26 protein-coding genes are annotated in these 26,393 nt (G+C 34.5%); 6 read left to right on the forward strand and 20 right to left on the reverse strand.

What is annotated here, in order from left to right; translation table 11 throughout:
* Complete coding sequence (gene rnhA, locus MPR_RS17395) at positions 1 to 474, forward strand: ribonuclease HI (protein ID WP_006259886.1); 474 nt, start codon at positions 1 to 3, stop codon at positions 472 to 474.
* A gap of 47 nt (positions 475 to 521) precedes the next feature.
* Here the strand turns inward: rnhA and MPR_RS18230 are convergent, their stop codons facing one another.
* Genes MPR_RS18230 through MPR_RS17420 form a run of 5 tightly spaced genes read right to left on the reverse strand, consistent with a single transcriptional unit; the run spans position 522 to position 3,627 of the window.
* Entirely contained in the window at positions 522 to 1,112 is a 591-nt protein-coding gene (locus MPR_RS18230) for a suppressor of fused domain protein (protein ID WP_052472762.1), read from the reverse strand.
* 50 nt (positions 1,113 to 1,162) lie between these two features.
* Positions 1,163 to 1,792 carry an RDD family protein gene (locus tag MPR_RS17405; protein ID WP_041894811.1) on the reverse strand — a complete coding sequence of 210 codons (630 nt, stop codon included), beginning with the start codon at positions 1,790 to 1,792 and terminating at the stop codon, positions 1,163 to 1,165.
* Between the two features lie 50 nt (positions 1,793 to 1,842).
* Positions 1,843 to 2,235 carry a DUF1493 family protein gene (locus tag MPR_RS17410; protein ID WP_041894813.1) on the reverse strand — a complete coding sequence of 131 codons (393 nt, stop codon included), beginning with the start codon at positions 2,233 to 2,235 and terminating at the stop codon, positions 1,843 to 1,845.
* A 29-nt stretch (positions 2,236 to 2,264) separates the two neighbouring features.
* Entirely contained in the window at positions 2,265 to 2,732 is a 468-nt protein-coding gene (locus MPR_RS17415; protein ID WP_235280473.1) for a hypothetical protein, read from the reverse strand.
* 49 nt (positions 2,733 to 2,781) lie between these two features.
* Complete coding sequence (locus MPR_RS17420) at positions 2,782 to 3,627, reverse strand: hypothetical protein (RefSeq protein WP_041894819.1); 846 nt, start codon at positions 3,625 to 3,627, stop codon at positions 2,782 to 2,784.
* 768 nt (positions 3,628 to 4,395) lie between these two features.
* Between MPR_RS17420 and MPR_RS17425 the strand changes: the two genes are divergently transcribed.
* Entirely contained in the window at positions 4,396 to 5,325 is a 930-nt protein-coding gene (locus tag MPR_RS17425; protein WP_006264501.1) for a PfkB family carbohydrate kinase, read from the forward strand.
* Between the two features lie 62 nt (positions 5,326 to 5,387).
* The gene (locus tag MPR_RS17430; RefSeq protein ID WP_041894823.1) at positions 5,388 to 7,286 is read left to right on the forward strand and encodes an amidophosphoribosyltransferase; all 1,899 of its coding nucleotides are present in this window, start codon (positions 5,388 to 5,390) and stop codon (positions 7,284 to 7,286) included.
* 103 nt (positions 7,287 to 7,389) lie between these two features.
* Here the strand turns inward: MPR_RS17430 and MPR_RS17435 are convergent, their stop codons facing one another.
* From MPR_RS17435 to dinB, 10 genes are all read right to left on the reverse strand, one after another.
* Positions 7,390 to 8,790: an SLC13 family permease gene (locus tag MPR_RS17435; RefSeq protein ID WP_041894826.1), complete on the reverse strand. Its 1,401-nt coding sequence runs from the start codon at positions 8,788 to 8,790 to the stop codon at positions 7,390 to 7,392.
* A gap of 169 nt (positions 8,791 to 8,959) precedes the next feature.
* Positions 8,960 to 9,610, reverse strand: coding sequence for an HD domain-containing protein (locus MPR_RS17440; RefSeq protein WP_041894829.1), 651 nt, complete (start codon positions 9,608 to 9,610; stop codon positions 8,960 to 8,962).
* Positions 9,611 to 9,633: 23 nt separating this feature from the next.
* On the reverse strand, positions 9,634 to 10,632 hold the full coding sequence (locus tag MPR_RS17445; protein WP_006259895.1) for an acyl-ACP desaturase: 999 nt from the start codon (positions 10,630 to 10,632) through the stop codon (positions 9,634 to 9,636).
* A gap of 85 nt (positions 10,633 to 10,717) precedes the next feature.
* Positions 10,718 to 11,449 carry a lysophospholipid acyltransferase family protein gene (locus MPR_RS17450; protein ID WP_041894832.1) on the reverse strand — a complete coding sequence of 244 codons (732 nt, stop codon included), beginning with the start codon at positions 11,447 to 11,449 and terminating at the stop codon, positions 10,718 to 10,720.
* Between the two features lie 213 nt (positions 11,450 to 11,662).
* Complete coding sequence (locus tag MPR_RS17455) at positions 11,663 to 12,073, reverse strand: BrxA/BrxB family bacilliredoxin (protein ID WP_006259897.1); 411 nt, start codon at positions 12,071 to 12,073, stop codon at positions 11,663 to 11,665.
* A gap of 79 nt (positions 12,074 to 12,152) precedes the next feature.
* Positions 12,153 to 13,301: a PepSY-associated TM helix domain-containing protein gene (locus tag MPR_RS17460; protein ID WP_175469362.1), complete on the reverse strand. Its 1,149-nt coding sequence runs from the start codon at positions 13,299 to 13,301 to the stop codon at positions 12,153 to 12,155.
* Positions 13,302 to 13,380: 79 nt separating this feature from the next.
* Positions 13,381 to 15,813 (reverse strand): TonB-dependent receptor, encoded by a 2,433-nt coding sequence (locus MPR_RS17465; RefSeq protein ID WP_041894835.1) that lies wholly within the window; start codon positions 15,811 to 15,813, stop codon positions 13,381 to 13,383.
* A gap of 181 nt (positions 15,814 to 15,994) precedes the next feature.
* Positions 15,995 to 16,354, reverse strand: a complete 360-nt coding sequence (locus MPR_RS17470; protein WP_041894838.1) for a YraN family protein — start codon at positions 16,352 to 16,354, stop codon at positions 15,995 to 15,997.
* A 1-nt stretch (position 16,355) separates the two neighbouring features.
* On the reverse strand, positions 16,356 to 17,252 hold the full coding sequence (locus tag MPR_RS17475) for a S66 peptidase family protein (protein WP_041894841.1): 897 nt from the start codon (positions 17,250 to 17,252) through the stop codon (positions 16,356 to 16,358).
* A 64-nt stretch (positions 17,253 to 17,316) separates the two neighbouring features.
* Positions 17,317 to 18,387, reverse strand: a complete 1,071-nt coding sequence (gene dinB, locus MPR_RS17480; protein ID WP_041894845.1) for a DNA polymerase IV — start codon at positions 18,385 to 18,387, stop codon at positions 17,317 to 17,319.
* 174 nt (positions 18,388 to 18,561) lie between these two features.
* On the opposite strand from dinB, the gene MPR_RS17485 reads away from it, so the two are divergent.
* Positions 18,562 to 20,439 (forward strand): monovalent cation:proton antiporter-2 (CPA2) family protein, encoded by a 1,878-nt coding sequence (locus MPR_RS17485; protein ID WP_041894847.1) that lies wholly within the window; start codon positions 18,562 to 18,564, stop codon positions 20,437 to 20,439.
* Between the two features lie 57 nt (positions 20,440 to 20,496).
* On the opposite strand, the gene MPR_RS17490 is transcribed toward MPR_RS17485, so the two are convergent.
* Entirely contained in the window at positions 20,497 to 22,569 is a 2,073-nt protein-coding gene (locus MPR_RS17490; RefSeq protein ID WP_041895641.1) for a site-specific recombinase, read from the reverse strand.
* Positions 22,570 to 22,666: 97 nt separating this feature from the next.
* Here MPR_RS17490 and MPR_RS17495 point away from each other — a divergent pair, with 97 nt between their 5' ends.
* Positions 22,667 to 23,134, forward strand: a complete 468-nt coding sequence (locus MPR_RS17495; RefSeq protein ID WP_041894849.1) for a CYTH domain-containing protein — start codon at positions 22,667 to 22,669, stop codon at positions 23,132 to 23,134.
* Positions 23,135 to 23,136: 2 nt separating this feature from the next.
* Here the strand turns inward: MPR_RS17495 and MPR_RS17500 are convergent, their stop codons facing one another.
* From MPR_RS17500 to MPR_RS17510, 3 genes are all read right to left on the reverse strand, one after another.
* On the reverse strand, positions 23,137 to 23,538 hold the full coding sequence (locus MPR_RS17500; protein WP_006262406.1) for a septal ring lytic transglycosylase RlpA family protein: 402 nt from the start codon (positions 23,536 to 23,538) through the stop codon (positions 23,137 to 23,139).
* Positions 23,522 to 24,022 (reverse strand): septal ring lytic transglycosylase RlpA family protein, encoded by a 501-nt coding sequence (locus tag MPR_RS17505; RefSeq protein WP_006262407.1) that lies wholly within the window; start codon positions 24,020 to 24,022, stop codon positions 23,522 to 23,524. The genes MPR_RS17500 and MPR_RS17505 overlap by 17 nt, the downstream gene beginning before the upstream one ends.
* A 98-nt stretch (positions 24,023 to 24,120) precedes the next feature.
* Positions 24,121 to 24,564: a hypothetical protein gene (locus MPR_RS17510; RefSeq protein WP_006259908.1), complete on the reverse strand. Its 444-nt coding sequence runs from the start codon at positions 24,562 to 24,564 to the stop codon at positions 24,121 to 24,123.
* 473 nt (positions 24,565 to 25,037) lie between these two features.
* On the opposite strand from MPR_RS17510, the gene MPR_RS17515 reads away from it, so the two are divergent.
* Positions 25,038 to 25,664: an ATP-binding cassette domain-containing protein gene (locus MPR_RS17515; RefSeq protein ID WP_235280682.1), complete on the forward strand. Its 627-nt coding sequence runs from the start codon at positions 25,038 to 25,040 to the stop codon at positions 25,662 to 25,664.
* 28 nt (positions 25,665 to 25,692) lie between these two features.
* On the opposite strand, the gene MPR_RS17520 is transcribed toward MPR_RS17515, so the two are convergent.
* Positions 25,693 to 26,298 carry a hypothetical protein gene (locus MPR_RS17520; RefSeq protein ID WP_041894855.1) on the reverse strand — a complete coding sequence of 202 codons (606 nt, stop codon included), beginning with the start codon at positions 26,296 to 26,298 and terminating at the stop codon, positions 25,693 to 25,695.
* Between the last annotated feature and the right edge of the window lie 95 nt (positions 26,299 to 26,393).

The following is a 26,393-nucleotide window of genomic DNA, read 5'->3' on the forward strand; positions in this document are numbered from 1 at the left end:
ATGAATTTGCCACAAGTAATACTATATACCGATGGCTCCTCTAGAGGTAACCCTGGTCCTGGTGGATACGGACTGATACTAGAGTGGGCAGGTCATAATGTCTATAAAGAAGCATCCCAAGGATATCGCAAAACTACCAATAACCGCATGGAACTACTAGCGGTGATCGTAGGCTTAGAAATGCTAAAGAACGAAGGCACTAATGTCCTAGTCGTATCGGACTCTAAATATGTGGTAGACGCTGTAGAAAAGAGATGGGTATTCGGATGGGAGAAAAAAGCCTTTAAAGACAAAAAGAACCCCGACTTATGGCAACGCTTTTTAAAAGTATACCGCAAACACAACGTCCAGTTTAAATGGGTAAAAGGACATAACAACCACCCTATGAACGAACGATGTGACGTCCTTGCAGTAAAAGCAGCAACAGGAACTAAATTATTAATAGACGAGTATTACGAGTCTGAAGAAAATTAATAGAACAACAAAGAGCATCTTTTTAAGGGATGCTCTTTGTCGTTATACTACATAAGAGAAGGTCTCTCTATATCCGAAAAATCTAAGTCACTACTAAATAACCTATCGCATAACTCACTAGCTCCATATTCTGTGAAGTATGCTAATTCATTATCTGATATTGGTACAGCTAGTAAAAAATATACTGTCTTATCTTCTAATTCCATTTGACCTAACCTATCTTCCCATAAATACGGGTGAACAAATAATAAGTGAGGTAAATGAGTATCTTTTATATAAGTTCTAATGAGATCTTTAAATACAGTATAGGGTTGACATGGATTTTTATCCACTTTTATACTAAAGCCTGCTGCCAAAATGATAGAATACCACTTATCAGAATTCACATTCCCCTCCATTAGTATCTCCACAGGTATATTCACCAGACTACCATCCCTCATCTCTATAAGGTTCTCACTATCCGACACCCCAACAGTACAGTAAATATCAATATCTTTATTTAAAGGATATTGACACTTTAGTACATCTATACGCACAGCATGTTCGTGATTATGAAATGTATCTACACTCGGAGAAAGCCCAACAATATTCGTCACATTATGGATTAGTTGTTTATTATCATTAGAAAACTCATTCATCTTATTCCTTTTAATTTAGCATTATAGTTATTGATTTATACCCTTTGTGCTTACAGCCTCTCTCTGCGAATCTCTGTTACTACTAGAGTCTCCGCCAGATTATCGTGTAAAGTCTGCTTCTTATCTGACCAGAAAAACATAAAATATCCAATACAGAATATAAAACCAGATAGGAATCTAGCAAAAAATCGCCCTGTAGCCTGACCAAAAGTCACTCGCTGTCCCTGACAGTCAAGCAACATGATCTTCATCGTCTTTTGCCCTATAGTCGCTTGCCCATCGTTACTCTGCATTAAAGAAAAATAGAGCCACCCAGCTATAAATGGAAAAAAGAGGCTCGGTATCAAAAGAATCAAACCATCTAATAACCCTGCCACAAAACGCTCTCCAAAGTCAGCGTATCGATAGTGTATTCGTTCTGTAGGCGTAGTTAAAATCACATATTGATTATCCCTAGTATAAACCAAACTAACATTTTGATTATACCCATAATTTGGCGTGCTATACATCGGTCTCTGAAGGTACACCTCAAACTCTCGTAAAAATCTTGCTTCTGTCCAATCATGCAATTCACTATGCCAGATTAGCGTAGTTGGAGAGATTATAAACTGTCCTAACTCAGAGAACTGATATGGCCCCTGACTTTCGCCATTAATAGAGATAAAGTATTCTTTTTTCATTAATTATATTTTTTTAACAAAAATAAACATATTAATGATTGCAAAACAGACTACCCCCTCTTTTTATTCTTAATCATATACTCATAAAGTATTCTAGGCGTACACAGTTCCTTATTAGGATCAGGCTTATACTGCTCTGGAACATTAAATACCCATCTTAAAATAGCCGTTACAATATTAAAAGGTAACAAAACCCCATTAACCATCATCATCACACATCCCTTTAAACTATATTCAAAGCCTTCGGGATAAAAATAACGGTCAAATTCAAAATATTCAAAACTCACCCCAAACTCATCTTCTAGCGAAATAAGTAAATCATCAATATCAAGACCGTATCCAAAATTATAAGCAATATCACTGTTCTCAGTAATCACCTTTTCTTGTCGACTCGTATCAGTATTCAAAAAAGATATCACATTCTCTAAAGTCAATTCCCTCATACTATTTATCTCTCTTCTTAATCATTTTATTAAACCTCTCTGTAACAAAGTATTCCACTTCTGTTCTTATTCTCAGTTGTATAATAAACTGATGTACCATCTTCTTTAGCTTCTTTAAGAATTACACTTTCAAATATCAAATCAGATGCCAAAGAGAAATAAGGTCTACCTACTTTTTTATTAGCTTTATTATGTTGAGTAGCTTTTAACTCAGCGAATTTAAAAAACTCACTAATCGACATCTCCTGCCCCATTGCCTTCGTATCTAATACCACGCCTGACGCTACAACAGAGAAATTAAACACATAGTATACACCACTGTTTTCATATACTTTCACTTGAAATTCCTTAAGCAGACCATCCTCTCGTATCGGATTACCAATAAATCTAAGCTGTTTAGCGTCTCTTACTTCTTTCTCTCCTGCTGCTGCATTCATTAATAATACGATAGGTTCTTTTATAATATGTGATCCCTGTGCTGACACTAAAGAAGGCACAAGAAAAAAAAATATGAACCACACTATACTTACCCCTCTCATAACTCTTCTATAGTTTTATAAATTCATCCTTATAATGCTTACTCGGCTTTATCCAAGCCCTAGTTCTATCAGCATTAATAATCCAATTAAAACGTTTCATCATATCTGCTCCAAACAGACTAAAAGGTTGATTCTTTAATTCTCCTGAGAAGTACGCCACTCTCACCTGCTGTAGTTCAGCACTACCCAAACTCACTTTACTCACCTCAGCAGTATTCGTGATCACACTTTTGCCTGCTGAGTTCTTTAATTCTTTATGATCTATAGTAACTAATTTGTCTTTTAATCTATTCTCCTCCACAAACTTGTCATCGTATAGTATCCCTCCCGAATAACCAGACTGAAGATAAAAAGGATGTACATACTCCTGCCCAGCTATCTCACTCAGCATATCGATAAACATCGCACCGTTTCGATAATGAACAGAAACAGACTGGTACCCTTCTACACTAGGCATACTCGTATAAGAGACTAATTCTTCCTTATCATAATTTATCTCTAATACACTATCTTTAAACAACGCCATACCGATCTTACCATCTGACTCTAATCCACTATACTGATTATCTACAAAAGAAATACCATCCCACACATACCCACTAATCTCTACTGTATTAGAAGCGCTATAATCTTCTTTATCGAATAGGATATGTTCTACCTTATTCATACGCACAGGCGAGATAGCGCCATCGTCCATCGCCACCTGAAACATCAGGTCTAGGCTATCCTTCTGATTCACGACTGTCTTCAGTATTAGATTATTGTACTTAGTCAGTCTAAAAGGAATACGCAACTGAGCACTAGCGAGAGTTCCCATAGCACACACCATTAAAAGCATTAAGCTCTTTTTCATAATTAATAAGATTATTAGTTAGTTCGTTATCGTAAATCTAAAAAACATTTCCCTTTTTTCTATTCTATCCCCTTAAAAAACACTTTCTAGACCTATAAAAGGCTAACTACAACACCTTATTTCTATTTTTTGATGAGATTAGGGGATATTTACCCTCTTTTAGCAGAAAAAACAGTACTCTTTTTTATACCTAATTTATTGAGAAAACAAACACAAATCACTAATTATCAATAAATTAATTCAACCCAACTCAAATCACTCAATAAACCTTAACACACTCTAACCTTAGTATTTATAAGCAATAGAAGCATTTCCTTCAACACTTCTTCAACATTTCTCCAAGATTACTCTAGCTGACAAAGCTTTTCTTGAAGGAATATTGAAGAGGTGTTGTGGCACTCTTGAAGAAGGCGCTTTTTAGAAGCTTCTACATAGCTATCTTTATGATTATTTCACTATCTTTAAGCTAGTGTATAGACTCCTGTGTATGCTGTATTATGCATCGGGTAGTTTCTAAAAAAGAAGCCAGAGAAGCTTCAGAGAAAAGACTTTATAATTATTTAATTCTGTGTTAAATAACAGCATGTGATAAAGATGACGACATCATCTTTTTATAGAATAATACTGACTAAGTACTAGATAATTGCATTAAAAACAACAATCTATACTAAAACACTCAGTGTTAGCAAAATAGTTAATTATAGCTTTTAAATTTGGTAGTAAAAAGAGTATTGCCATATATTTGTAGCTTATTTCTTTGCAAAAAATATGAATAAATTACTGATAGTGGGGACGGTGGCCTTTGATGAAATAGAAACTCCATTCGGAAAAACAGACAAGATATTAGGTGGTGCAGCGACATACATCGGATTGTCTGCCTCACACTTTAATATTAAATCTGCTATAGTGTCTGTGGTTGGAAATGATTTCCCACAAGAACACTTGGATCTTTTAAATAGTAGAAACATCGATACTACTGGAATAGAAGTAGTAAAAGAAGGAAAAACCTTCTTCTGGAGTGGTAGATACCATAATGATCTAAACTCTAGAGATACTTTAGATACACAACTTAATGTATTGGCTGATTTTAATCCTATCGTACCAGAAGATTTTAAAGAATCTGATGTAGTAATGCTAGGTAATCTACACCCAAACATTCAGATCAAAGTATTAGATCAATTAACCGCTAAGCCTAAACTTATCGTTCTAGACACCATGAATTTTTGGATGAATTGTGCGCTAGATGAATTAAAGGAAGTGCTAAAAAGAATCGATGTTATCACTATCAATGATGAAGAAGCACGTCAGCTATCTGGAGAGTATTCTCTAGTGAAGGCTGCTGAAGTTATTCATACTATGGGACCAAAATACGTTGTTATTAAAAAAGGTGAACATGGTGCTTTATTATTTGAAGATAAAGACGTATTTTTCGCACCTGCATTACCGTTAAAAGAAGTGTTCGATCCGACAGGAGCTGGAGATACTTTTGCAGGTGGTTTTACAGGTTATTTGACACAGAGCAGCAATGTTTCGTTCAGAAATATGAAGAACGCTATTATATATGGCTCTAATCTTGCATCATTCTGTGTAGAAGAATTTGGAACATCAAGGATGGAAAAATTAAACGACAAAGAAGTGGTGGGAAGACTACAACAATTTAAAATGTTAACTCAATTCGATATCGAATTAAAACAATAATGTAAAATTATAAGCCTCGTTATGGGGCTTTTTTTATTCAACAACAACAACACACAACTAACATGAGCGACGCTTTAAAACACGAATGCGGTATAGCGGTTCTAAGACTAAAAAAACCGTTATCCTACTACAAAGAGAAGTATGGAAGTGCTTTCTACCCGATACAAAAGATGTATCTATTACTAGAAAAACAGCACAACCGAGGACAAGATGGAGCTGGACTAGCAAGTATTAAACTTGATATGGAACCTGGGGAGCGATACATTAGTCGTGTTCGTTCAAACAAAGCACAACCTATTCAGGATATCTTCATGCAGATCAATGAGCGTATCAATGAAGAGATGGAAGCACACCCTGAATACCAAAACAACGTAGATCTTCAGAAAAAACATATTCCTTATCTAGGAGAAGTTTTCTTAGGTCACGTAAGATATGGAACATTCGGAAAGAACAATATCGAGAGTGTTCACCCATTCTTGCGCCAGAATAACTGGATGCACAGAAACCTAATCGTAGCGGGTAACTTCAACCTGACTAACGTACGTGATTTATTCCAAGACTTAGTAGAACTAGGTCAGCATCCTAAAGAAATGTCTGATACCATTACAGTAATGGAGAAGATAGGACACTTCTTAGATGATGAAGTAAATGACTTATACTATAAAATAAAACAAGAAGGATATACTAAAAAGAAAGCGTCTCCACTAATCGGAGAACGTCTAGATGTAGCGCGTATCTTACGCCGTGCTTCTAAGAACTGGGATGGAGGTTTTGCGATGGCTGGTATGATCGGACATGGTGATACATTCGTATTACGTGATCCTGCTGGTATACGTCCTGCATTCTACTTCGAGAATGATGAGATCGTGGTAGTAGCTAGTGAAAGACCTGTGATACAGACTGCATTCAATGTTCCTTTTGAAGAGATTAAAGAATTAGATCCTGGTAAGGCTATTATTATCCGCAAAGATGCTTCAGTAAAATTTGAACAAATCTTAGAGCCACTTCCTCTTAAAGCATGTTCTTTTGAGAGAGTATATTTCTCTAGAGGAAATGATGCAGATATATACCAAGAGCGAAAAGATTTAGGTAAGCTAATCTTCCCTGAGGTATTAAAAGCGATAGGAGATGATACGGATAACTCTGTGTTCTCTTATATCCCGAATACTTCTGAGACATCATTCTTCGGGATGGTAGAAGGAGCACAAGACTTCCTTAATCAACGTAAAATAAGTGATATTCTAAAGAATAAAGAAGACTTATCTGAAGCGAAGTTACAAGAGATCTTATCTGTAAAACTAAGAACAGAGAAGATCGCTGTAAAAGATGCTAAACTGAGAACATTCATCACAGATGACAGTAGTCGTGATGACTTAGTAGCTCACGTATACGATGTGACTTATGGTGTGATTAAACCTACTGATAACTTAGTGATCATCGATGATAGTATCGTACGTGGTACTACACTTAAAAAGAGTATTATCCGTATGCTAGATAGACTTAACCCTAAGCGTATCGTAGTGGTATCTGCTGCTCCACAGGTGAGATACCCTGACTGCTATGGTATCGATATGGCTAAGCTAGAGGGATTAATCGCTTTCCAAGCGGCTATAGAGTTATTAAAAGAGCGCAACTTATATCATATCGTGGATGAAGTGTATAAAAAGTCTAAAGCACAGGAGCATTTACAAGATAGTGAAGTCATTAACTATGTGAAAGATATCTATGCGCCATTTACAGATGAAGAGATATCTAATAAAATCGCTGTAATGGTAAAAGATGTGAATATAAAGTCTGAAGTTAAGATCGTATTCCAGTCTGTAGAGAACTTGCATATCGCTTGTCCTAAGAATTTAGGAGACTGGTACTTCACTGGTGAGTATCCTACTAAAGGAGGAAATAGAGTGGTAAATAGAGCTTTTATTAACTTCTACGAAGGAAGAGACGAAAAACCATACTAGAATACAGAATAAGGCATATCTCATCACGAGAGACTAAATAATAAAAGGGCTGTTATCAAAAGATAACAGCCCTTTTACTTTATATAATATAACTTGTATTTAGTTATTGTAACCAAAAGAAATACGCGATAATAGCAATTAATACCGCACAGATAATATTCAATACAAAACCGGCTTTCATCATATCCTTCTGACGAATATCACCTGTACCAAATACAATGGCATTAGGTGGGGTAGCAACAGGCAACATAAAGGCACACGAAGCTCCTAGACCTATAATCATAGACAATCCTAATGGCGGTAAGCCTAACTGGTCTGATATCGTAATAAACAAAGGAACTAACAAGGCAGCACTAGCTGTATTAGAAGTAAACTCTGTCAAGAATACAATAAAGAATGATACTACTAGCCCAATAGTGAAATAACTACTATCCTTAATCACTGATACTAATAAGTCTGCTAAAACTTCACTTGCACCAGAATCTCTAAGTACCATACTCAAAGTCAAACCTCCTCCAAATAAAAGAAGAACTCCCCAATCTACATTGTGCTGTAATTCTTTCCATTTAGAAACCTGACTCACACAGATCAACATAAAGGCAGCTAAGGCAATAAAGGTATCAAAATTACTAAACTTACTTTCGAAGCCTACTAAGGAAGCTACTAACGGATTTAACTGATCACTAAAGATCCAACATAGTGCTGTAGTAATAAATATAGCCAATGTTAACCATCTATCAGAAGTCATTGGAATTCTCTCTGTATCAGCTTTAAATTCAAAGTCTAGTTTAGGCTTGAACACAAAGTAAATCACCCCTATCATCAATGGTAATAATATCAAGACCATAGGAATTCCCATCTTCATCCATTCTGCAAAAGAAATATTTAACTGAGAAGCTACGATAGCATTAGGTGGGCTACCTACTACTGTTCCCATCCCTCCAATACTAGCGCTATATGCTATACCTAAGAGTACAAATACATAGGTACTTCTATACTGCTCTTTATCTAACTGACCTAATACTCCTATTACTAGAGGCAACATCATCGCTACTGTAGCAGTATTGCTAATCCACATCGATAATACAGCTGTAGCTAAAAAGAGATAAAACACAGCATAAGACAACCTTCCTTTAGCGAGGTACATAATCTTATTGGCTATAATCATATCTAGTTTCTGTACATGCAGCGCTCCTGCTAATACGAAACCTCCTAAAAATAGAAATATAGTAGGATCTGCAAAAGAGGCTAAAGCGGGCTTAGTGTCCGTCAATCCGAGTCCTATGGCAAGCACAGGTACAAATACGGCTGTGGTGGTCACATGTATTGCTTCTGTCAACCATAACACAGCTACAAAGACTAAAAGAGCTAATCCTTTATTTACTTGTGGCTCATAAGGCAAATAGTTGATAAGAAGTAATAATGTAATAACATTAAAAAGAATAATAAGGTAATTTCTCTTTGATTTTAGTGGTCGATTTTCATGCTCATAGTCTAAACGCATATTCAGTCGTGTTTAATAATTTTAACTAAAGTTAACAAAAAAATAAATTTACAATACCTATTGTGTAGAAAAACGCTTTATTATTTGATTTCTATCAGAAATAACCACTTTAGAAGGCATAAAAAAAGCCATTCTTACGAATGGCTTCTTCTTATTCTTATAAAACGTATTAAGCATTACCCTCCCACTCATCGTAGAACTGGCTAAGAAAAGACTCCATAAAGCGATGTCTTCCTTCTGCTAATTGTTTTCCTGTTTCGGTATTCATTAAATCCTTTAAACGAAGTAGTTTCTCATAGAAGTGATTAATCGTAGTTCCTACGTTCTTCTTATACTCTTCTTTAGACATTCCAATCTTAGGATCAATACTAGGGTCATGAATCAAATTATTCTTATACCCTCCGTAATTAAATGTTCTAGCGATACCGATAGCACCGATAGCATCTAATCGATCTGCGTCTTGTACAATGTCTAATTCTTTAGAACGAAAAGCTTGATTAAAGTTACCTCCTTTAAAAGATATATTTTCAATTCCTTTTACAACATGTTCAATAGTATCTTCATCATACCCTAAGTTTTCTAGTAATACTCTAGCTTTCGTTGGGCCTACTGTTTCATCTCCATTGTGAAATTTACTATCTGCTATATCGTGTAGTAGAGCTATTAGCTTCACTATTTCTAGATTCACTTCTCCCTCTCCTTCTACGATGTTTAAAGCATTCTTATAAACTCGTTCAATGTGGAACCAGTCGTGACCGCTCTCAGCTTGCTGTAACTCTTTCTTTACATAAAGGATGACTTGATCTATACGCTTGTCCATATCTATTGTGTTGTATTGTTTTATTATTTAATAAGGGCTGGCTTAACCCACTTAAATATGTGTTCTTCTTTACCGATAGTCATACGGTCAGCAACTCTAGCCATACGCGCTGGTAACTTCATTAAATAATCTCTTGCTTTCTCTGCGTCATCAGTAAGATTATTCAACTCTGCTACTTGCCAACGGTCAATTAATTTCTGCATAATATCAATATAATCATGCGCTGTATAAACACCTATTCGTTGTGCAGAATCAGAGAATAGCTCAAAAGCATCTCCCATCTTACCTCCTGATTCACGGATTAAGTTAGCTGGCATCGTGATCTTTCTCTTCATCATATCCACAAATGCTAATAACATCTCGCTAGGATCTACTTTAAAGATACGGTCAACAAACTCACTATATGCATGGTGATGTCTCATCTCATCTCCTGCAATCAATCTACAGATCTTAGACAACTTATGGTCTCCATACTGCTTCGCTAATTTAGCTACACGGTTATGAGAAATATAAGTCGCTAACTCTTGGAAACTCGTAAATACAAAGTTCTTATAAGGGTCTCTATCAGTACCTGGATCAAAACCATCATTAATCAAGTGATGAGTAGTAATCTCTATCTCTTTCATATCTACTCTACCAGATAAATAAAGGTACTTATTAAGAAGGTCTCCGTGACGGTTCTCTTCACCAGTCCAGTGACGTAACCATTTAGCCCATCCATTACCACCTTCACCATCTTTTTGGTTCACTCCTTCTACATCCATTAACCATGATTCATACGTTGGTAATGCCTCTTCAGTGATTGTATCACCTACTAAAACAACCCAAAAATCATAAGGTAATTCTTTAGCGTATTCTCTTAATTCCTTTACTTCTTCCAAAAAGTTTTCACCTTCTGAATCTGGTAATAGGTCTGATGGTTGCCATATTTTCTCTACGGGGATCAGATAACTCTCTACGAAGCTATCAATATTCTTTTCTAAGAATTGCATTACTTCTAGGCGAACATTCTTTATAGACATACAGTTATGTTTATGCCTCTATACTACTTCTTGGTTTAGTTTGCTTGATAGTAGTAAAAGGCTAGTTTATATTTAGAAATTTATTCTATTCTATTTTTGATTTAATCTTGTCTTCACACCTCTGCATAATTTCCTCAAAAGAGTAATCTTTCACAGCAAAAGGTTGATGAGCATATAAGCTTATTCTCGCTCCTAATCCATAAGGGAAGTTTCCAAAACGGAATATCTTCCAAGAATTATTAATAGTCAAAGGTACAACTAATGCATCAGGTGCAAACTTACAAAGCATTTTAACTCCATTCTCAGAGAATCTCTTCAGCTTACCATCTCTACTACGTGTTCCTTCTGGGAAGATTACTGCAGATCGGTTATGCTTAGTGATATATTGTCCTAATCCTTTAATAGCTGTTAATGCTTGCTTAGCATCCTTACGGTCTATTAATACAGAACCTCCATGGTTAAGATTATATGAAACACTAGGGAAACCTTTTCCTAGTTCTTTCTTACTAACAAACTTTGGGTGATTCTTTCTAAAAAACCAAATAATCATCGGAATATCAAACATACTCTGGTGATTAGAAACAAATATGATCGGACGATCTGTAGGAAGTTCTTCTTCTTGACGGAACTTATAACTTGTACCCAGGATACCTGTACAAGCCATTAGCCACCATACAAGTCCATTAACAGTAACGTTATGAGCTTTATATCCAAACAGGTTGAATGCAATCCACTGTAATGCGTGAAATACACATAATACTATTAGCATAATAATCACAAATAGTATAGATATAGGATATGATATTATTTTTTGCATTAATCGATTAGTTTATCGCAAATATACACTTAAACATATATACAACAATAAACATACCTCGCAAATTAACTCTTATATAAGGTATTATATATAGGAATTTGTATTAAAAGTATTCTCTTAAAAGTTATTTATAAACAAATTAGACAGAATCAATTAACACTATAATAGTGAAGAAAGGACAAAAAAAAGACCACCAAAAGGTGGTCTTGATTCTTAACAAAATTCTTTATAAGCATCCATTAAGTTCTCTGCTATAGCATCAGCAGTATTTCCTTCAATGTGATGTCTCTCTAACATGTGAACTAATTCACCATTTTTAAACAAAGCCATAGAAGGAGATGACGGAGGGAATGGGAACATGTGCTGACGAGCAACATCTACTGCCTCTTTATCTACTCCTGCGAATACAGTGATCACATTAGTAGGTTTTTTCTCTCCTCCTAAACTCATTACTGCTGCTGGACGTGCATTACGTGCAGCACATCCACATACTGAGTTTACAACTACTAATGTAGTCCCTTCTTTTTGTAAAGCTGCTTCTACATCAGCTCCTGTATGTAATGATTCAAATCCTGCATCAACTAATTCTTGACGCATCGGTTTTACTATTTCTTCTGGATACATAATATAAATCTAAAATTAGGTTATAAAGCAAAGTTACATTTTTTATTAAACATAAAAACATCTGAATTATAAAGAAATGTTATACTTTATTAGAAGTACCCTTCTTCATCTTATTTATCCAGATAAAAATACCTGTTATCGGTAAACTTGTAGCTATCAAACAGACAATGAAGTAAATAACTTTAGAAAACATTCCATAAATATCTCCAAAGTGTAGAGCACGAATAGAACTAGCTATCTTCTCTCCTACACTCTTATCATTAAACAGATCTTGTTTAATGATATCACCTGAATACTGATCTATAAACACTCTGTCAGTCACAGTCTCATTAAAACGTGCTAAGTCATTCTTGTTTATTTCATAGCTCCCTACAGAATCTTTAGGAATAGATATCGTAATAGTTCTCGCCATAAAAGGAAGTTCTTTATTTGCAATATCGATTGCTTGAGCTAGGCTAATCGTTTTATCATCTTGAATAACTGATTCAGGTTTGACCTCGTTGCGCCCACCGAATACCTTTGTCCCTAACACTTTACTCAACCCATCTCTATACCACTCGAAAGACCAACACAATCCTGTCAAAGACATAATCAACACAATAATAAGAGTATAAAAACCAAGTGTATTATGTAAGTCGTGATTAATACGTTTCCAATTTGCATTAAACTTAATCTTAAAGCCAGGTTTAAAGCTCTTCCTTCCTTTTATTTTCTTTGGCAACCAAAGAATCAATCCCGAAACAGACAAAAACACAAAAATAATAGTCGCTATTCCAACTATAGGACGCCCTATCTCACTCTCTAATAATAACCATCTGTGTAACTTAAATACAGTCATAAAAAATTCGTCTGCAGGTCCTTTACCACTGCCTACAACTTCATTTGTATATGGATTAAGATATACCGTTTCGTTCTTCTTCTCTTTCTCTGCAAAACTTACAGAAAATACATAAGGAGCATCCTTCTTATGGGTTATACTTACACGTTGTACTGTTCCTTGAAAAGTGGATTCAACATAAGTCTTCATCTCATCAATAGGTAATACCTCATCCTTAACAACAGTCAACTTATACATGTCTGGTGCTAACAGTTTCTGAATCTCACTTTTAAAAGTATAGATTGTCCCTGTTAGACATACCACAAATAGTATTAATGAACTAGCTATACCAAGCCATAAATGTAAGTCGTTCATTAATTTTCGAAAGGTGCTCTTCTTTTTTGTCTTCATAAAAAGGTCTATAATCACAAAACACGACTCTACTCTGCGAGTAAAGTCGTGTTTTTGTTTACTAATTCAACTGTTATAATTAGAATCTATAAGTTAATTGAGCTGCAAAATTTCTAGGTGCAATCTCATTGATGTATCCTCCTCTATAATATGAAGTGTAACCTAACTCATTAAATATATTATTCATATAAACTCCTAAAGTAGCATTCTTATATGTATAAGATATCTGTCCATTAGCTGTGATATAACTTGGCATATCAAATGGACGTTTATTTACATTTGAACCATGTCCATCAGGTGTCATTGTAAATTCATTAACCGGTCTACTACCTACATAGTAAACTCCTAATCCTAATGAGAGTCCATTTAATGTTCCTTGATCGAACTTGTAATTAACCCATCCATTAGCTACATTATGAGGTGCATTCATTGGAGCTGATCCATCTACATAGTTAGGACTATCTTTATATCTAGCATCTAAATATGCGTACCCTAACATTACTTCTAAGTTATTAGTAATCTTTCCATTAACTTCTACTTCAAAACCATTACGTTTTAAACTACCTACTAAGATACTTTCAGTTTTCGATTGTTCATTAGTAATAGGATCAATATAAGGAGCTAATAAATTATCTTGGTTAATAAAGAAGTAACTAAAGTTAAATCCTAAACGATCATTTAACCAATTAGATTTAAATCCAAACTCATATTGTTTTGTATCAGAAGCACCTGCTGTACCTCCTCCATGAATAAGTTTATTAGATTGTCTTAAGCTTGAAGTTGTAGTATAAGAAGCAAAAGCACTAACATTTTCAACAGGTTTATAAATTAAACCAAAGATAGGGTTCCAACGATCAATAGTAGCATTCTCAGTAGTACTTCCATTTAATCTACTATAACGCACTCCTAACATTGCACTTAATTTATCACCAATTGCAACATAATCTTGTACCATAAATCCAATAGTTGGACTCATCGTTCTAGTTTTATTAATATCACCAAAGATAATGTCCTCTGGGAATGTATTGTCAATCGGTCCTAAAACATTTATATCATTAGTATAATTTACTAAAGCAGGATTACCATTTTTGTCTTTCCCCCATACTTGCCCTGTTACACTTCCGCTATTCGTTTTTGTCTGTCTATAGTCAAACCCTATTTGGAATGTATGTTTAAGAACTCCTGTAAAGATATCTTTTCCAACTAAATCAGCTTGGAATACTGAGTTATAATCACCTGTCTCACCTCTAGACACAGTACGTCTAATATTCTGGAAGTCATTCCAATCAGTAATATCATTCTTTTTCTTCACTGTACCAACACTTGTAGTACGACTATCTTCATTATAAATAGAAGCAGTATATGAAGTTCTGAATGTCAACTTATCTGTAAGTTTTCTTTCAAAACGAGCAACATAATTCTGCATTTTAATACTCTGATTATCTCCTTTAAATCCTAAGAATTTATTGTGAGGCATTTCATATAATGCTTCAACATAATCAGGTGCTAAATTTACAGTTCCTCTATCTGGTGTATAATCTCCAGATAAATAATCCATCTCAACAGTTAATTTGGTTTTATCATCTATTTTCCAAGCTAACGATGGGTTAATATAAAAGTGATCATTTCCAGTATGTGTTCTCCACCCATCATTTCTCTCATAAGCAGCGTTCAAACGGAATGATACAGTTTCTTTTTTATCTAATACTTGTTCAAGATCAAAAGCAGGTCTCACATGTCCATAACTTCCTGTACGAAAGCTAACTTCTCTTTTATTTTGAAAATTAGGTGTTTTAGTAACTAAGTTAATAACACCACCCGCAGCTCCAAGACCATTACCAATTCCTTGTAATACAGCTGCTGATCCTTTTATTACCTCAACACTTTCTACTCCTTGCATATCAGCCATAGCTGATGCTGTTCTAAAGTCAGAGTCCATACCTACACCATTACGTAATACAGGAGTACCTCTAAATCCACGAATAGACATACTCTCAGCAGGCCCACCATAGTTAGAGAACTGTACCACACCAGCTACGTTACGTGCAGCGTCAGTAATAGTTAATGCCCCTTGTTCTTTAATAATATGTCCTGATACAATACTAATAGACTGAACTTGGTCTTGTAATCCTAATGGAAGTCTAGTTAAATATTGTAGTTTTTTTACATCCTTATTACTTCTACCATAAACAGTAATATTATTTAACTGACTATCTGAAGATAGAACGAAGTTAAGTACTTCATCCGTTTTTGCAACATTTAATTCACGTTGAGCATCAACAAAACCAACTGAAGACACTTTTACTAAAGCTTTACCTCTAGGTACATCAATAAGTTTAAACTCTCCATTCTCACCAGCTTGTGTAGCCACATTTCCTTCCCCTACAAAAACTGTTGCAAAAGGAATTGGTTTATTAGTTTCATCCACAACACGTCCTTTAATTGTCGACGTTTGTGCTATACTTACTATTACCCCACCAATAGTAAACAAAAGAGTATTGATTAATCTCATACTTTATTATGTTATTTAGACTCATTTAACAAGTGCAAAAATAAAATGATTCTAAATAAGAAACAAACCTTATTAAGACTTTTTTTAAATAACTCTATACCAAATGAGTATAATCCTTACAAAACCTATATTTCGGTCTTATAAAACAGGGAATTTTTTAGGAAATTATCATTAATAGTATTTAAAAAAAATAGAAAGCATCCTCTATATGTTCTATATCAAAGACGTCTCCTTTCTTATGGATACCGATAATATCAAAACGAACTTCTTCTTCTCTTTCAAATTCGGTAATAAACAGATTAGCGGCTTTAATCAATAATTTTATCTTCCGATTATTTACAAAATCTTGAGGGGTACCAAAATCAAAAGAGCTTCTCGTCTTGACCTCAACAAAAACAAGAATATTATCCTTTAGGGCTACAATATCTAATTCTGTTTTCTCAGCAAAATAATTTCTAGCGAGAATCTCATACCCTCGTTTAATCAAAAAATCGACAGCAGCAGTCTCTCCCTCTTTACCTACCTCATGATTTTTAGCCATATTATATAAACTTTAATTGAGTCTTCTCTGAATTAACTTCTAAATGAATCTGACTTCCTAAGTTTAATGCTAAATTGCTAACTCCATGTCCTGCAGGAAAGTCAAAAACAATAGGATAGTCATACTCTGCTGTTATAGATAGTATAATTTGTTTTGCATCATAACCAAAAGGTATTGCGTTATCATGCATATCTGTCATCCCTCCAACAACTAAACCAGCAAGTCCTTCAAGCATACCATTTCGCTTTAGATTATGCATCATACGATCAATATGATATAAATATTCATCTAGATCTTCTATGAATAATACTTTCCCTTTTGTATCAACTGAAGACTTAGAGCCTAAAAGACTATATAATATAGATAAGTTTCCTCCTACTATCTGCCCTTCTGCAATACCCAATCTATTACTACTATCACTTTCTATCTCATAAATAAGTTCTTGTCCAAATAAAGCTTTATATAACGAATCTCTAGACTCTACTAAAGACTTCTCTACACTAAAAGCCATAAGTCCATGAATAGTCTCTACTCCTAGATTATGAATATGACTATGTAATACAGTAACATCACTAAAACCTATTACCCACTTCGGATTATCAACAAAACCACTAAAGTCAATATCATCAATAATACGCACTGTACCATATCCACCTCTAGCACACCATATCGCTTTTATACTAGGATCTTTTAGTTGTTTTGTAAGGTCATTTGCCCTTTGTTGATCTGTTCCTCCTAGTTGATAATTATCTAAACCTATAGTATCTCCTAATACTACTTCGAGTCCCCATGATTCTAACAGAGCGATTGCTTGTTTCGCTTCTTCATGACTAAACTTTCTCGCAGTACACACAATAGCTACTTTATCACCTTTCTTTAAATATGCTGGTTTTATCATTCTTTTAAACACATTAAAATTACGATCTTCAAAATACTAAAGTACCTCTCAGATATATACAAAATTAAAAATCAAAACTTAATTGTACTGCTATAGGCTTCTTCTTTTCATCTGTGTTAAGATTAGAAAGAGACACACCTATTAATCGGACTGAATCCTTTAGTTTTTCTTGATATAATAACACCTTCGCTAAATCAAGAATAATCTCTTTATCTGATACAAAATAAGGAACGGTAGTACTACGTGTTTGTTGTACAAAATCAGAGTACTTAATCTTCAACGTAATCGTTTTACCTCCTAGACTTTGTTTCTTTAAACGCAAACTGAGCTCTTCTACTAATATATCAAGCTTTGTCTCAATAAAAACTTCAGAAGAAAGATTCTCATCGAACGTCCGTTCTGTTCCTACTGATTTTATAGTTCGATTAGGCCTTACAGGAGAATTACTAAGTCCTCTTACAATATCATAATATATTTGTCCTGCCTTTCCGAAATGCTCTGTTAAGAACTCTACTGACTTTGCCTTTAAATCTTTACCTGTAAAAATCCCCAAATGATACATCCTATCCGCAGTCTTTTTCCCAATCCCAAAGAACTTCTTTATCTCTAATTCTTCTAAGAAACTAATCACCTCATCAGGTTCTATTGTTTTCTGTCCATTAGGTTTATTATAATCACTTGCTATTTTCGCCAAGAACTTATTAATAGAAATACCTGCCGAAGCTGTTAAGCCTGTTCGTTCTAATATCTTCATCCTAATCTCATGAGCTATAAGTGTAGCACTAAGACATCCTATCTTATTCTCTGTTACGTCTAAGAAAGCTTCATCTAATGCTAAAGGCTCTACAAGATCAGTGTATTCATAAAAAACAGAACGTATAATCCGAGAAACTTCCTTATATCTTTCAAATCGAGGTTTGACAAAAATAAGATGAGGACAATTTTTCTTTGCCATCATCGCACTCATTGCACTACGCACTCCATATTTCCTAGCTTCATAACTAGCTGCCGCGATAACACCTCTTTCTTCACTACCACCCACAGCTAGTGCCTTTCCTCTTAGTTCAGGAAAGTCTAATTGCTCTACAGAAGCATAGAAAGCATCCATATCGACATGTATAATCTTACGATTCATCTAATCAACTAATTATCTATTCAGACCTAAAAAACGTCTAGTACAAAAATAATCTTCTTTTTTTTAAATATATTCTTAATAATCCTATTCTCTTTTTTTAATTTTGTAAGAACTATGAAAACATATAATGATAATTATATCATTATTGATTAACTAAAAAAATAGCTATACGTAATGAATGATTTTTTGGCACAAGCATTTGTCTTTCTATTTGCAGCTGTTGTATGTGTTCTAATTTCTAAGAAATTAGGAATGGGGTCTGTATTAGGATATCTTTTTGCAGGTGTTTTAATTGGCCCTTTTGTACTAAAGTTTGTTGGAAATGACAGTGCTGACATCATGCATGCTACCGAATTCGGTGTTGTGATGATGCTGTTCCTTGTGGGGTTAGAACTAGACCCTAAAGAGTTTTGGAAAATTAAAAATGAGATTATTGGACTTGGTACCGCCCAGGCAGTAGGAACTACGGCTATCGTCGCAGCCATTGCCCATTGGGGTGTTGGTTTAAGTATCGGAACCTCTTTGACTATGGGATTTGTAATCACCATGTCATCTACCGCGATTATCTTACAGACCATATCTGAGCGGGGATTAAACCAATCCAATGCAGGTAAATCAAGTTTTGCCGTACTTCTCTTCCAAGATATTATGGTTATCCCGATGATGGCTATTATTCCACTACTAGCCGTTTCGACTAAGACACCTATTTCTACTGAAGCGAATAGTTGGTTAGATGGAGCACCTGTTTTTATGAAAACACTAGCTATCCTTGGAGCTATCTCTATTATCTTCTTAGTAGGTAATTACATTGTAAACCCTTTATTTAAATCAGTAGGTCGTTTACAGATTAGAGAAATCTATACTGCTTCTGCTTTATTACTAGTGATTGGAGTATCACTATTAATGCAGATGGTAGGTTTATCACCTGCTCTAGGAGCGTTTATCGCAGGGGTAGTACTAGCGAATAACCCATATAAGCATCAGCTAGAAAGTGATATAGAACCCTTTAAAGCCCTCCTCTTAGGTATCTTCTTTATTGCAGTAGGTTCTACTATCAACTTCCAGATCATAATTAATGAACCACTTATCATCGCTAGCTTACTAGTAGGTACTATGGCAATTAAAACTATTGTTTTACTAGCTATTGGAAAGTGGAAGAAGTTCCCAAAAGATCAAAACTTCCTATTTGCTATCTTACTATCACAAGTTGGAGAATTTGCATTCGTTATCTTGGCATTAGGAAAAACAATTAATCTAATCAACCAACAGTGGTATGATTATTTACTAGCTACAACAGCCTTGTCTATGGTAGTGACGCCTATCTTATTACTTCTTAATGAGAAATGGATTGCTCCTTACTTAGGATTAAGCCCTTCTACTACAGAAAAACAAGAATACGACGATCTATCACATATTACTGCTGAAAAGAAAATTGTAATTGCAGGATTCGGAGACTTTGGAAATACGATCGGACGACTATTACAAGCCAATGATGTACCTACACTAGTCCTTGATAATGACGCAGAACGTGTAGATCATTTACGCAAGCTAGGCTTTAATGTTTATTATGGAGATGCTACTTCTATTAATATACTTAAGTCTATTGGTGTGGATCAAGCCGATTACGTTATTGCAGCAATGGATCCTCCCGAACTAAATCAACAATTAGTAGCTGTACTTCGTAAGAACTTCCCGAATGTAGAAGTTATTGTAAGAGCGAAGAACCGTAAGAATGCGTATGAATACTTACAGGACGGTCTTACAGAAGTATATAGAGAGACGTTCTTCTCTGCTGTATATGTAGGGGGAGTAATGCTCGAAAAACTAGGCTTTAGCCATGAAGAAGCAAATATGCAAAGTGAGCTTTTTATCAAAAGCGATAGAGCGTCACTCAGAAAGCTAGCCAAAAACATACATAATTTAGAAGACTACATCAATGTCTCTAGATTAGAGTTTGCAGAACAATCAGAAATGTTGAAAAACAGTTTAAAGAATACTCGAAGTCATCATAATCAACCTAAAACAGGGACTGATTCTAATGATATCAATTAATAAAAGAGGGGCTATTACATGTAATAGCCCCTCTTTTATTTTATATATACAAATTAATTACTTTGCCTTATCTTCCTTCTTATCATTTGCCTGTTGTACAGTTTTATCAACAACTACACTTGAAGTTGGTAAAAAGAACTCCATCGGAAAGCTCTTAAAGTGTTTCCAAGTGGCTCTCATCAAATCCTTAGTTTCCTTAAGAGGTATATTACGAGATCTGAATGCTAAGAATAGAGATAAAGAGAAACTCACTAAGAAGTTCATTAACCCTATTAACCACATCCCTACAAAAGCCCAAACAAGCATATTTACAGGAGCATCAAATCCAGAACCATAAAGTCCTAATGCGATATTACCACTTACAAAAGTAATATGTCGTATATCTATTCCAAGTCCTAAGAATACTCCAATAGCACCACAAGTACCCATAAAGAAACCAAAGCAAATATTAGAAGCAATACCTGGCCACTTAATATCTACCCAGTTTGCCAATTTAGTTGTACTAGCAACACCTATATTTCTTTTTAACCATGGATGTTCTTGGATTCTATAAAACACTTTGTTGTGCTTATTTCTATTTGATACATTACCAGAGATAATACCTGATAAAAACAAGAAGATACCAGCAATACCAGCATGGAATAATGCTCTAGATTCGATAGGGTCAGCATCAACTAGCATTTTTGACCAATCATGCTCTGCTATATTCACATCAAATAACATATCAATTCCCCAAACTAATAACATAGCCATAGGGAATGCTAATATAACGTTACCAATAAAAGCGATAAACTGTGATCTAAATAAACGAGCAAACAACTTAGCAAAGCCAATATGTTTATCCGCATCATCCATATGTTGCTTACGACCATCTTCTATTGCTTTAATAATCGTAGCTGCAGTCATTGCAGGTTGTTTTGTAGCTAAAGTAAAACCTAATAGATAGATCACACAGAATCCTAATGCATAGTTTAAACTGTAAAGCATTGCATGCCCAAAGCCACTAACATCAGTCTCATGAGCAAATACCTTAAGTATACACATAAACCCAACAATAATACCTCCTCCCATCGCTCCTTTAAACATATGCCAATACTCTTTTCCTGTATTGGTTATATAGTGTTCTCCAGTCTTTGCGGTATGTTGAGTAATTTCATAAGAAATCAACTGCGTACTCTCTTTTATTAACCCTGTTACATTATACTTATAACAGTTGTACTCTATCAGCTTACGAGCTAATTTTAAAGTATTCTGTCTTTTCTCTAGTAAGGAACCTTCTGGCATCACTAATACAGATATAAGTACATTCACCCTAGCTAGCTGTTGTCTCAGTCTAAGCAAACTCTGATTCACTTTCATAGAGATACCATACTTAGAACTATTCTTGAAAGCTTGGTTTACAAATTCCTGACATTGCTTATGCAACACCACTATTTGCTTATAGTTAATATCATTCTCTAACAAGAACCTCATTTCTCCTTTATGAAAGCTCTGCAGTACAATAGAAAACTCTTGTTCTAAAGCTCTAAAAGGACTTTCTAAATGAGAATACTCAGGTACCATATTGATAATAGAACTTTCCATCGCTCTACCACTCATACGTTGAGTAATGATATCTATAGAAGTTAATAATTCATTAAGAGCCCCTCCATCTTTCTCTTCAGTGAAGATAGTATTGAAGTCTAATAAGGTAAACAATTCTATTAACTGCTCCTCAGGTATCATATCTACCCACTCAGCATCAGTATGCTTATAGAACACCTGATTTAAAACGTATTCATAAGTCTGTTTCTCTGGTTGATAAGGAAGTACCTTTGCCCATAGTCTCTTTTTAACCTCATCGAAGAAATCAGCATCTTGTAGTATACCAGCATCTGATACCATACGACTAAAGTGTCGATTAGATAACAGCTCTTTTAAGTATTCCATTAAGGCTATTCTTTCTATCTCATGTGTCTTTAGATAAGCTAAAAGCGCATCAATAGATACTCTATTTATTTTTTTATTATTCTTAGGTCTAAAAATATGTACTAAATCAACAATAAAAAGTAAATCCTCTGTAGCATAAACCTTCCCGTCAATAACATATTTATTAAATAATTCCTCAACCCCATGAGGTGAGCGTAACATATGTCGTAATTTCATTTGAAAAAAAATCTACTTTTAAATAGTTAGTAAAATAAAAACGTTTATTTTGGCATAAAATTACATTTTATTCTTAACAATCATGATCGAAATAGAAAGAAAATTTCTAGTCAACTCTCTAGAATTCATAGAGCAATCCTTTAAGTCTAATAAAATAACTCAAGGTTATCTAAACTCTCATCCAGAAAGAACTGTTCGTATCAGATTAAAAGACAGTAAAGCCTATATTACTATTAAAGGAAAGAGTAATGACGCAGGTACTTCTCGTCTAGAATGGGAAAAAGAAATAAACTATGACGAAGCGAATCAACTTATAACCTTATGTGAAGATTTTGTAATATCTAAAACGAGATATCTTATCCAAGTTGGTAAACACACTTATGAAGTGGACATCTTTCACGGAGATAATGAAGGTTTAATTCTTGCTGAAATAGAATTAACTGCTGAAAATGAACAATTCGAGAAACCTATATGGTTAGGAGAGGAAGTGACAGGCGATCTAAAGTATTATAACTCTTATATCGCTAATCATCCTTATAAGAAATGGTAGTATTATTTAATGATTTTAATATCTACTTGTAGTAATCCCTCGCCTTTGTGATCCGCTAGTTTCATAAAGGCTTTTTTAGATAGATCTATTTCGCGCCCTTTAACAAAAGGCCCTCTATCATTAATACGAACTTTTACAGATTTTTTATTACTTACGTTCGTAACTTTTACTTTTGTATTAAAAGGCAAGCTTTTATGTGCGGCTGTCATCCCCGAGTTGTGGAATTTTTCCCCACTCGCTGTACGCTTTCCATTAAACTTTTTATGATAATAAGAGGCAGTTACATTCGATTTGTAATTACCTTTAGAAGTGTATTGTCCATTTTTTACAGAAGAACAACTTCCTAAAAACAGGGTTAATATGATTACAATGAAATAATATTTTATACTATAATTGTTCTTCATTTTCTCCTATAAACTTTTCTATTTTTACATCTAGAACACCACGACCAACATTGTCTGTCAATTCACCAAAAGCCTTTTTAGAGATATCTATACTTCTACCTTTTACGAACGGTCCACGATCCGTAATAGTCAATATCACAAAGCGTTTATTCTTTAAGTTAGTCACTTTCACTTTTGTCCCAAACGGCAGTGTTTTATGGGCTGCAGTGTATTTTTGGTTGTCAAACACCTCTCCACTAGCTGTCTTTCTTCCAGTGAATTTATCGTGATAATAAGATGCTTGTGTATCATCATCTACTACGATAAAGTCTTCTGTTTCTTCTTCTCCCATTACGATAGAATCGTTGTCTAACTCTAGAGAATCCGGAGTCACTTTCGTCAATAATGTTTTCACATTATTTTCTTTTACGATTCTTGTAGTCCCACCGAAACTCGATAAGAAAATTACAAAAGATATAGCTAGTAAATATTGATATGTTTTCATGTTTTATAAAATAGAACAGACGAATATTTGCAATAAGCATACCAATAAAAAAAGGACCTTCTTTCGAAGATCCTTTTTTACTCTATATTTTTATAAGCTTAAGCGAATAAACTTGGCATCCATACTTTCCATGGAAGTCTTGATAAAATCAACACTAATCCTAATGTATAGAAAATCGCAAATTTCTTAAACTTAGATTTACTATCTGTCGCTTTCTTGTGTTTAGACCATCCAATAGTAATTAATACTATCGCGATAATATTAATCAATGGGTGCTCTAAAGCATAAAGTCTTAATGTAGAATCTTTCATTGCTACTCCAAATCCTTGAACCATTGGAGATACAAAATAAAGTACAAGACCTAATAATAACTGAATATGAGTGAATATCAATCCAAACAATCCTAATTTTCTGTCTTTGTCTTTAAACTCTTTGTTCCCTGATAATCCCATAAAAGCATTCACTGCTACTATAGCTAAGAAAATCAAGGCTAAATAAGCTACACCTGAGTGTGCCTCTTTAATAATAGTACCGAAATTCATATTGATGTTATTAGTTTAGAGGCAAATATACTTAAAACTATCGAATGCCAACGGACACAATGAAGTTTTACAATTAATTTACACTCTAACGAAAACATCATCTTTATTTATAAACATAACCTACTTGTTCCTCTAATCTAATAAATCAGTCTCTTCCTAAATTAAAATTATCTTAATTCCCTTCTAATAAATAAAAAGAGGTACATTACACCTTATTAATCTAACCACTATACATTTATGCATCCTAACATGGTTATCCCTTGGAGAAATATACTATCTATACTCGCCTTAAATATCATCCTAAGTATAGTGATGCACAATGTTCTGTTTTTCTTTATCCCTATAATCACGTTAGGTCTATACAGCATCTACTTTCTGACCTTCAAGAAGAACGAACTATTCTATCATCGCAACAATCAAACGCCGATTATAAAAACCTTACTCCTAACCGCTTTAAGCTGTTTAGTCATCACATGTCTCATTCAATATTTATTATATGTCCTATAACCATACCCTATATATTGATAGCCTTAGCTACACGATTGATAGTACCCCCAGTACTCAGGGGCATATACTTCACTGCTTCCACAGGAGACATACTCAATATTCGTGGACGCAATGGCGCTGGTAAAAGTACATTAATGAAAATCTTATTTGGTACACTTCAAGCAAATCATGCTTACATCCGAATAGGCAAGACCATTATATCCAATAGACATAAACTTAATCAGTATTTCTGCTATAAACCACAATTCAATATCTTTCCTAAGCATCTTACAGTAAAAGATGTTGTGAAAGAAGATATGATTCGAAGCACATCCCTTCATCAATATCTAGAAACTAAGATTAGAGACTTGTCAACAGGTGAACAACAACTCATCCAGACACTTTACATTCTAAACTTACCTCAGCCTATCTGTCTATTAGACGAACCCTTCGCTGGTATTTCTCCCCTGCTACAAGAGTTTATAGCAGACGCTATTAGAACTACTGCTAGACATAAAATCATCATCCTCACAGATCAAAACACTGATCTAGTCGACACTATCGCCACTAAATCACTACTTCTAGAGAACGGAATATTAAAGGCAATGCCCTAAGCGAACTTAGGACATTAGTAAATAAGTTCTATTGAATCTTCTGTACTCCTAAGAAGCCTTCGTTAGAAACCATTAATTTAAACTTCGTACCATCAGCACTAGTTAATACATTCAGTTCTAATGGTAACTCTCCAGACTCATCTGCTAAAACACCATTAACAGATCTTACTACATTTTTATCATCTAATGTAAGTCTCGCTCCTTGTAATGCAGAAACTTCTAAATTTAAGCTTCCTACACCATCTGAGGCAGTTGATATAATATTTAAAAAAGTATGATTACTTCCCATTAAGCCATAAGACACACTCCCTGTCTCTATTACATTTTCTTCAAACTTAAGAGCTTGTACAATATTACTGACTACCCTATCTGAAGTTATTGCAGTGCTAAAACTAATCGAATTATCTCCATCCTTCAACTCCTCTTCATGACTTATAACTCCAGTGGCACTAATCTGCCTATGTTTTGCATACTCACCTACCTGTTCATCTATCCCAAAGGTAGCTTCTATTTTTGCTTCATAGTCTAATTCATTAAAAGACTCTTTTTTTAAAATTTTAAAGTTCTCTCCTTCATATTCAACAATAGTTGATGTATCTCCTTTAATTTTTACTGGTTGTTCATTTGTTGCCATAATTTACTTTTTTTATTGGTTAATTAATTGATTTATACACTTAGTCTCATATAGCGTCTATTCAACTATGCGTCATTTATTGATTGGTTAATATT

This window comes from Myroides profundi, assembly GCF_000833025.1.
Classification (GTDB): Bacteria; Bacteroidota; Bacteroidia; order Flavobacteriales; family Flavobacteriaceae; genus Flavobacterium; species Flavobacterium profundi_A.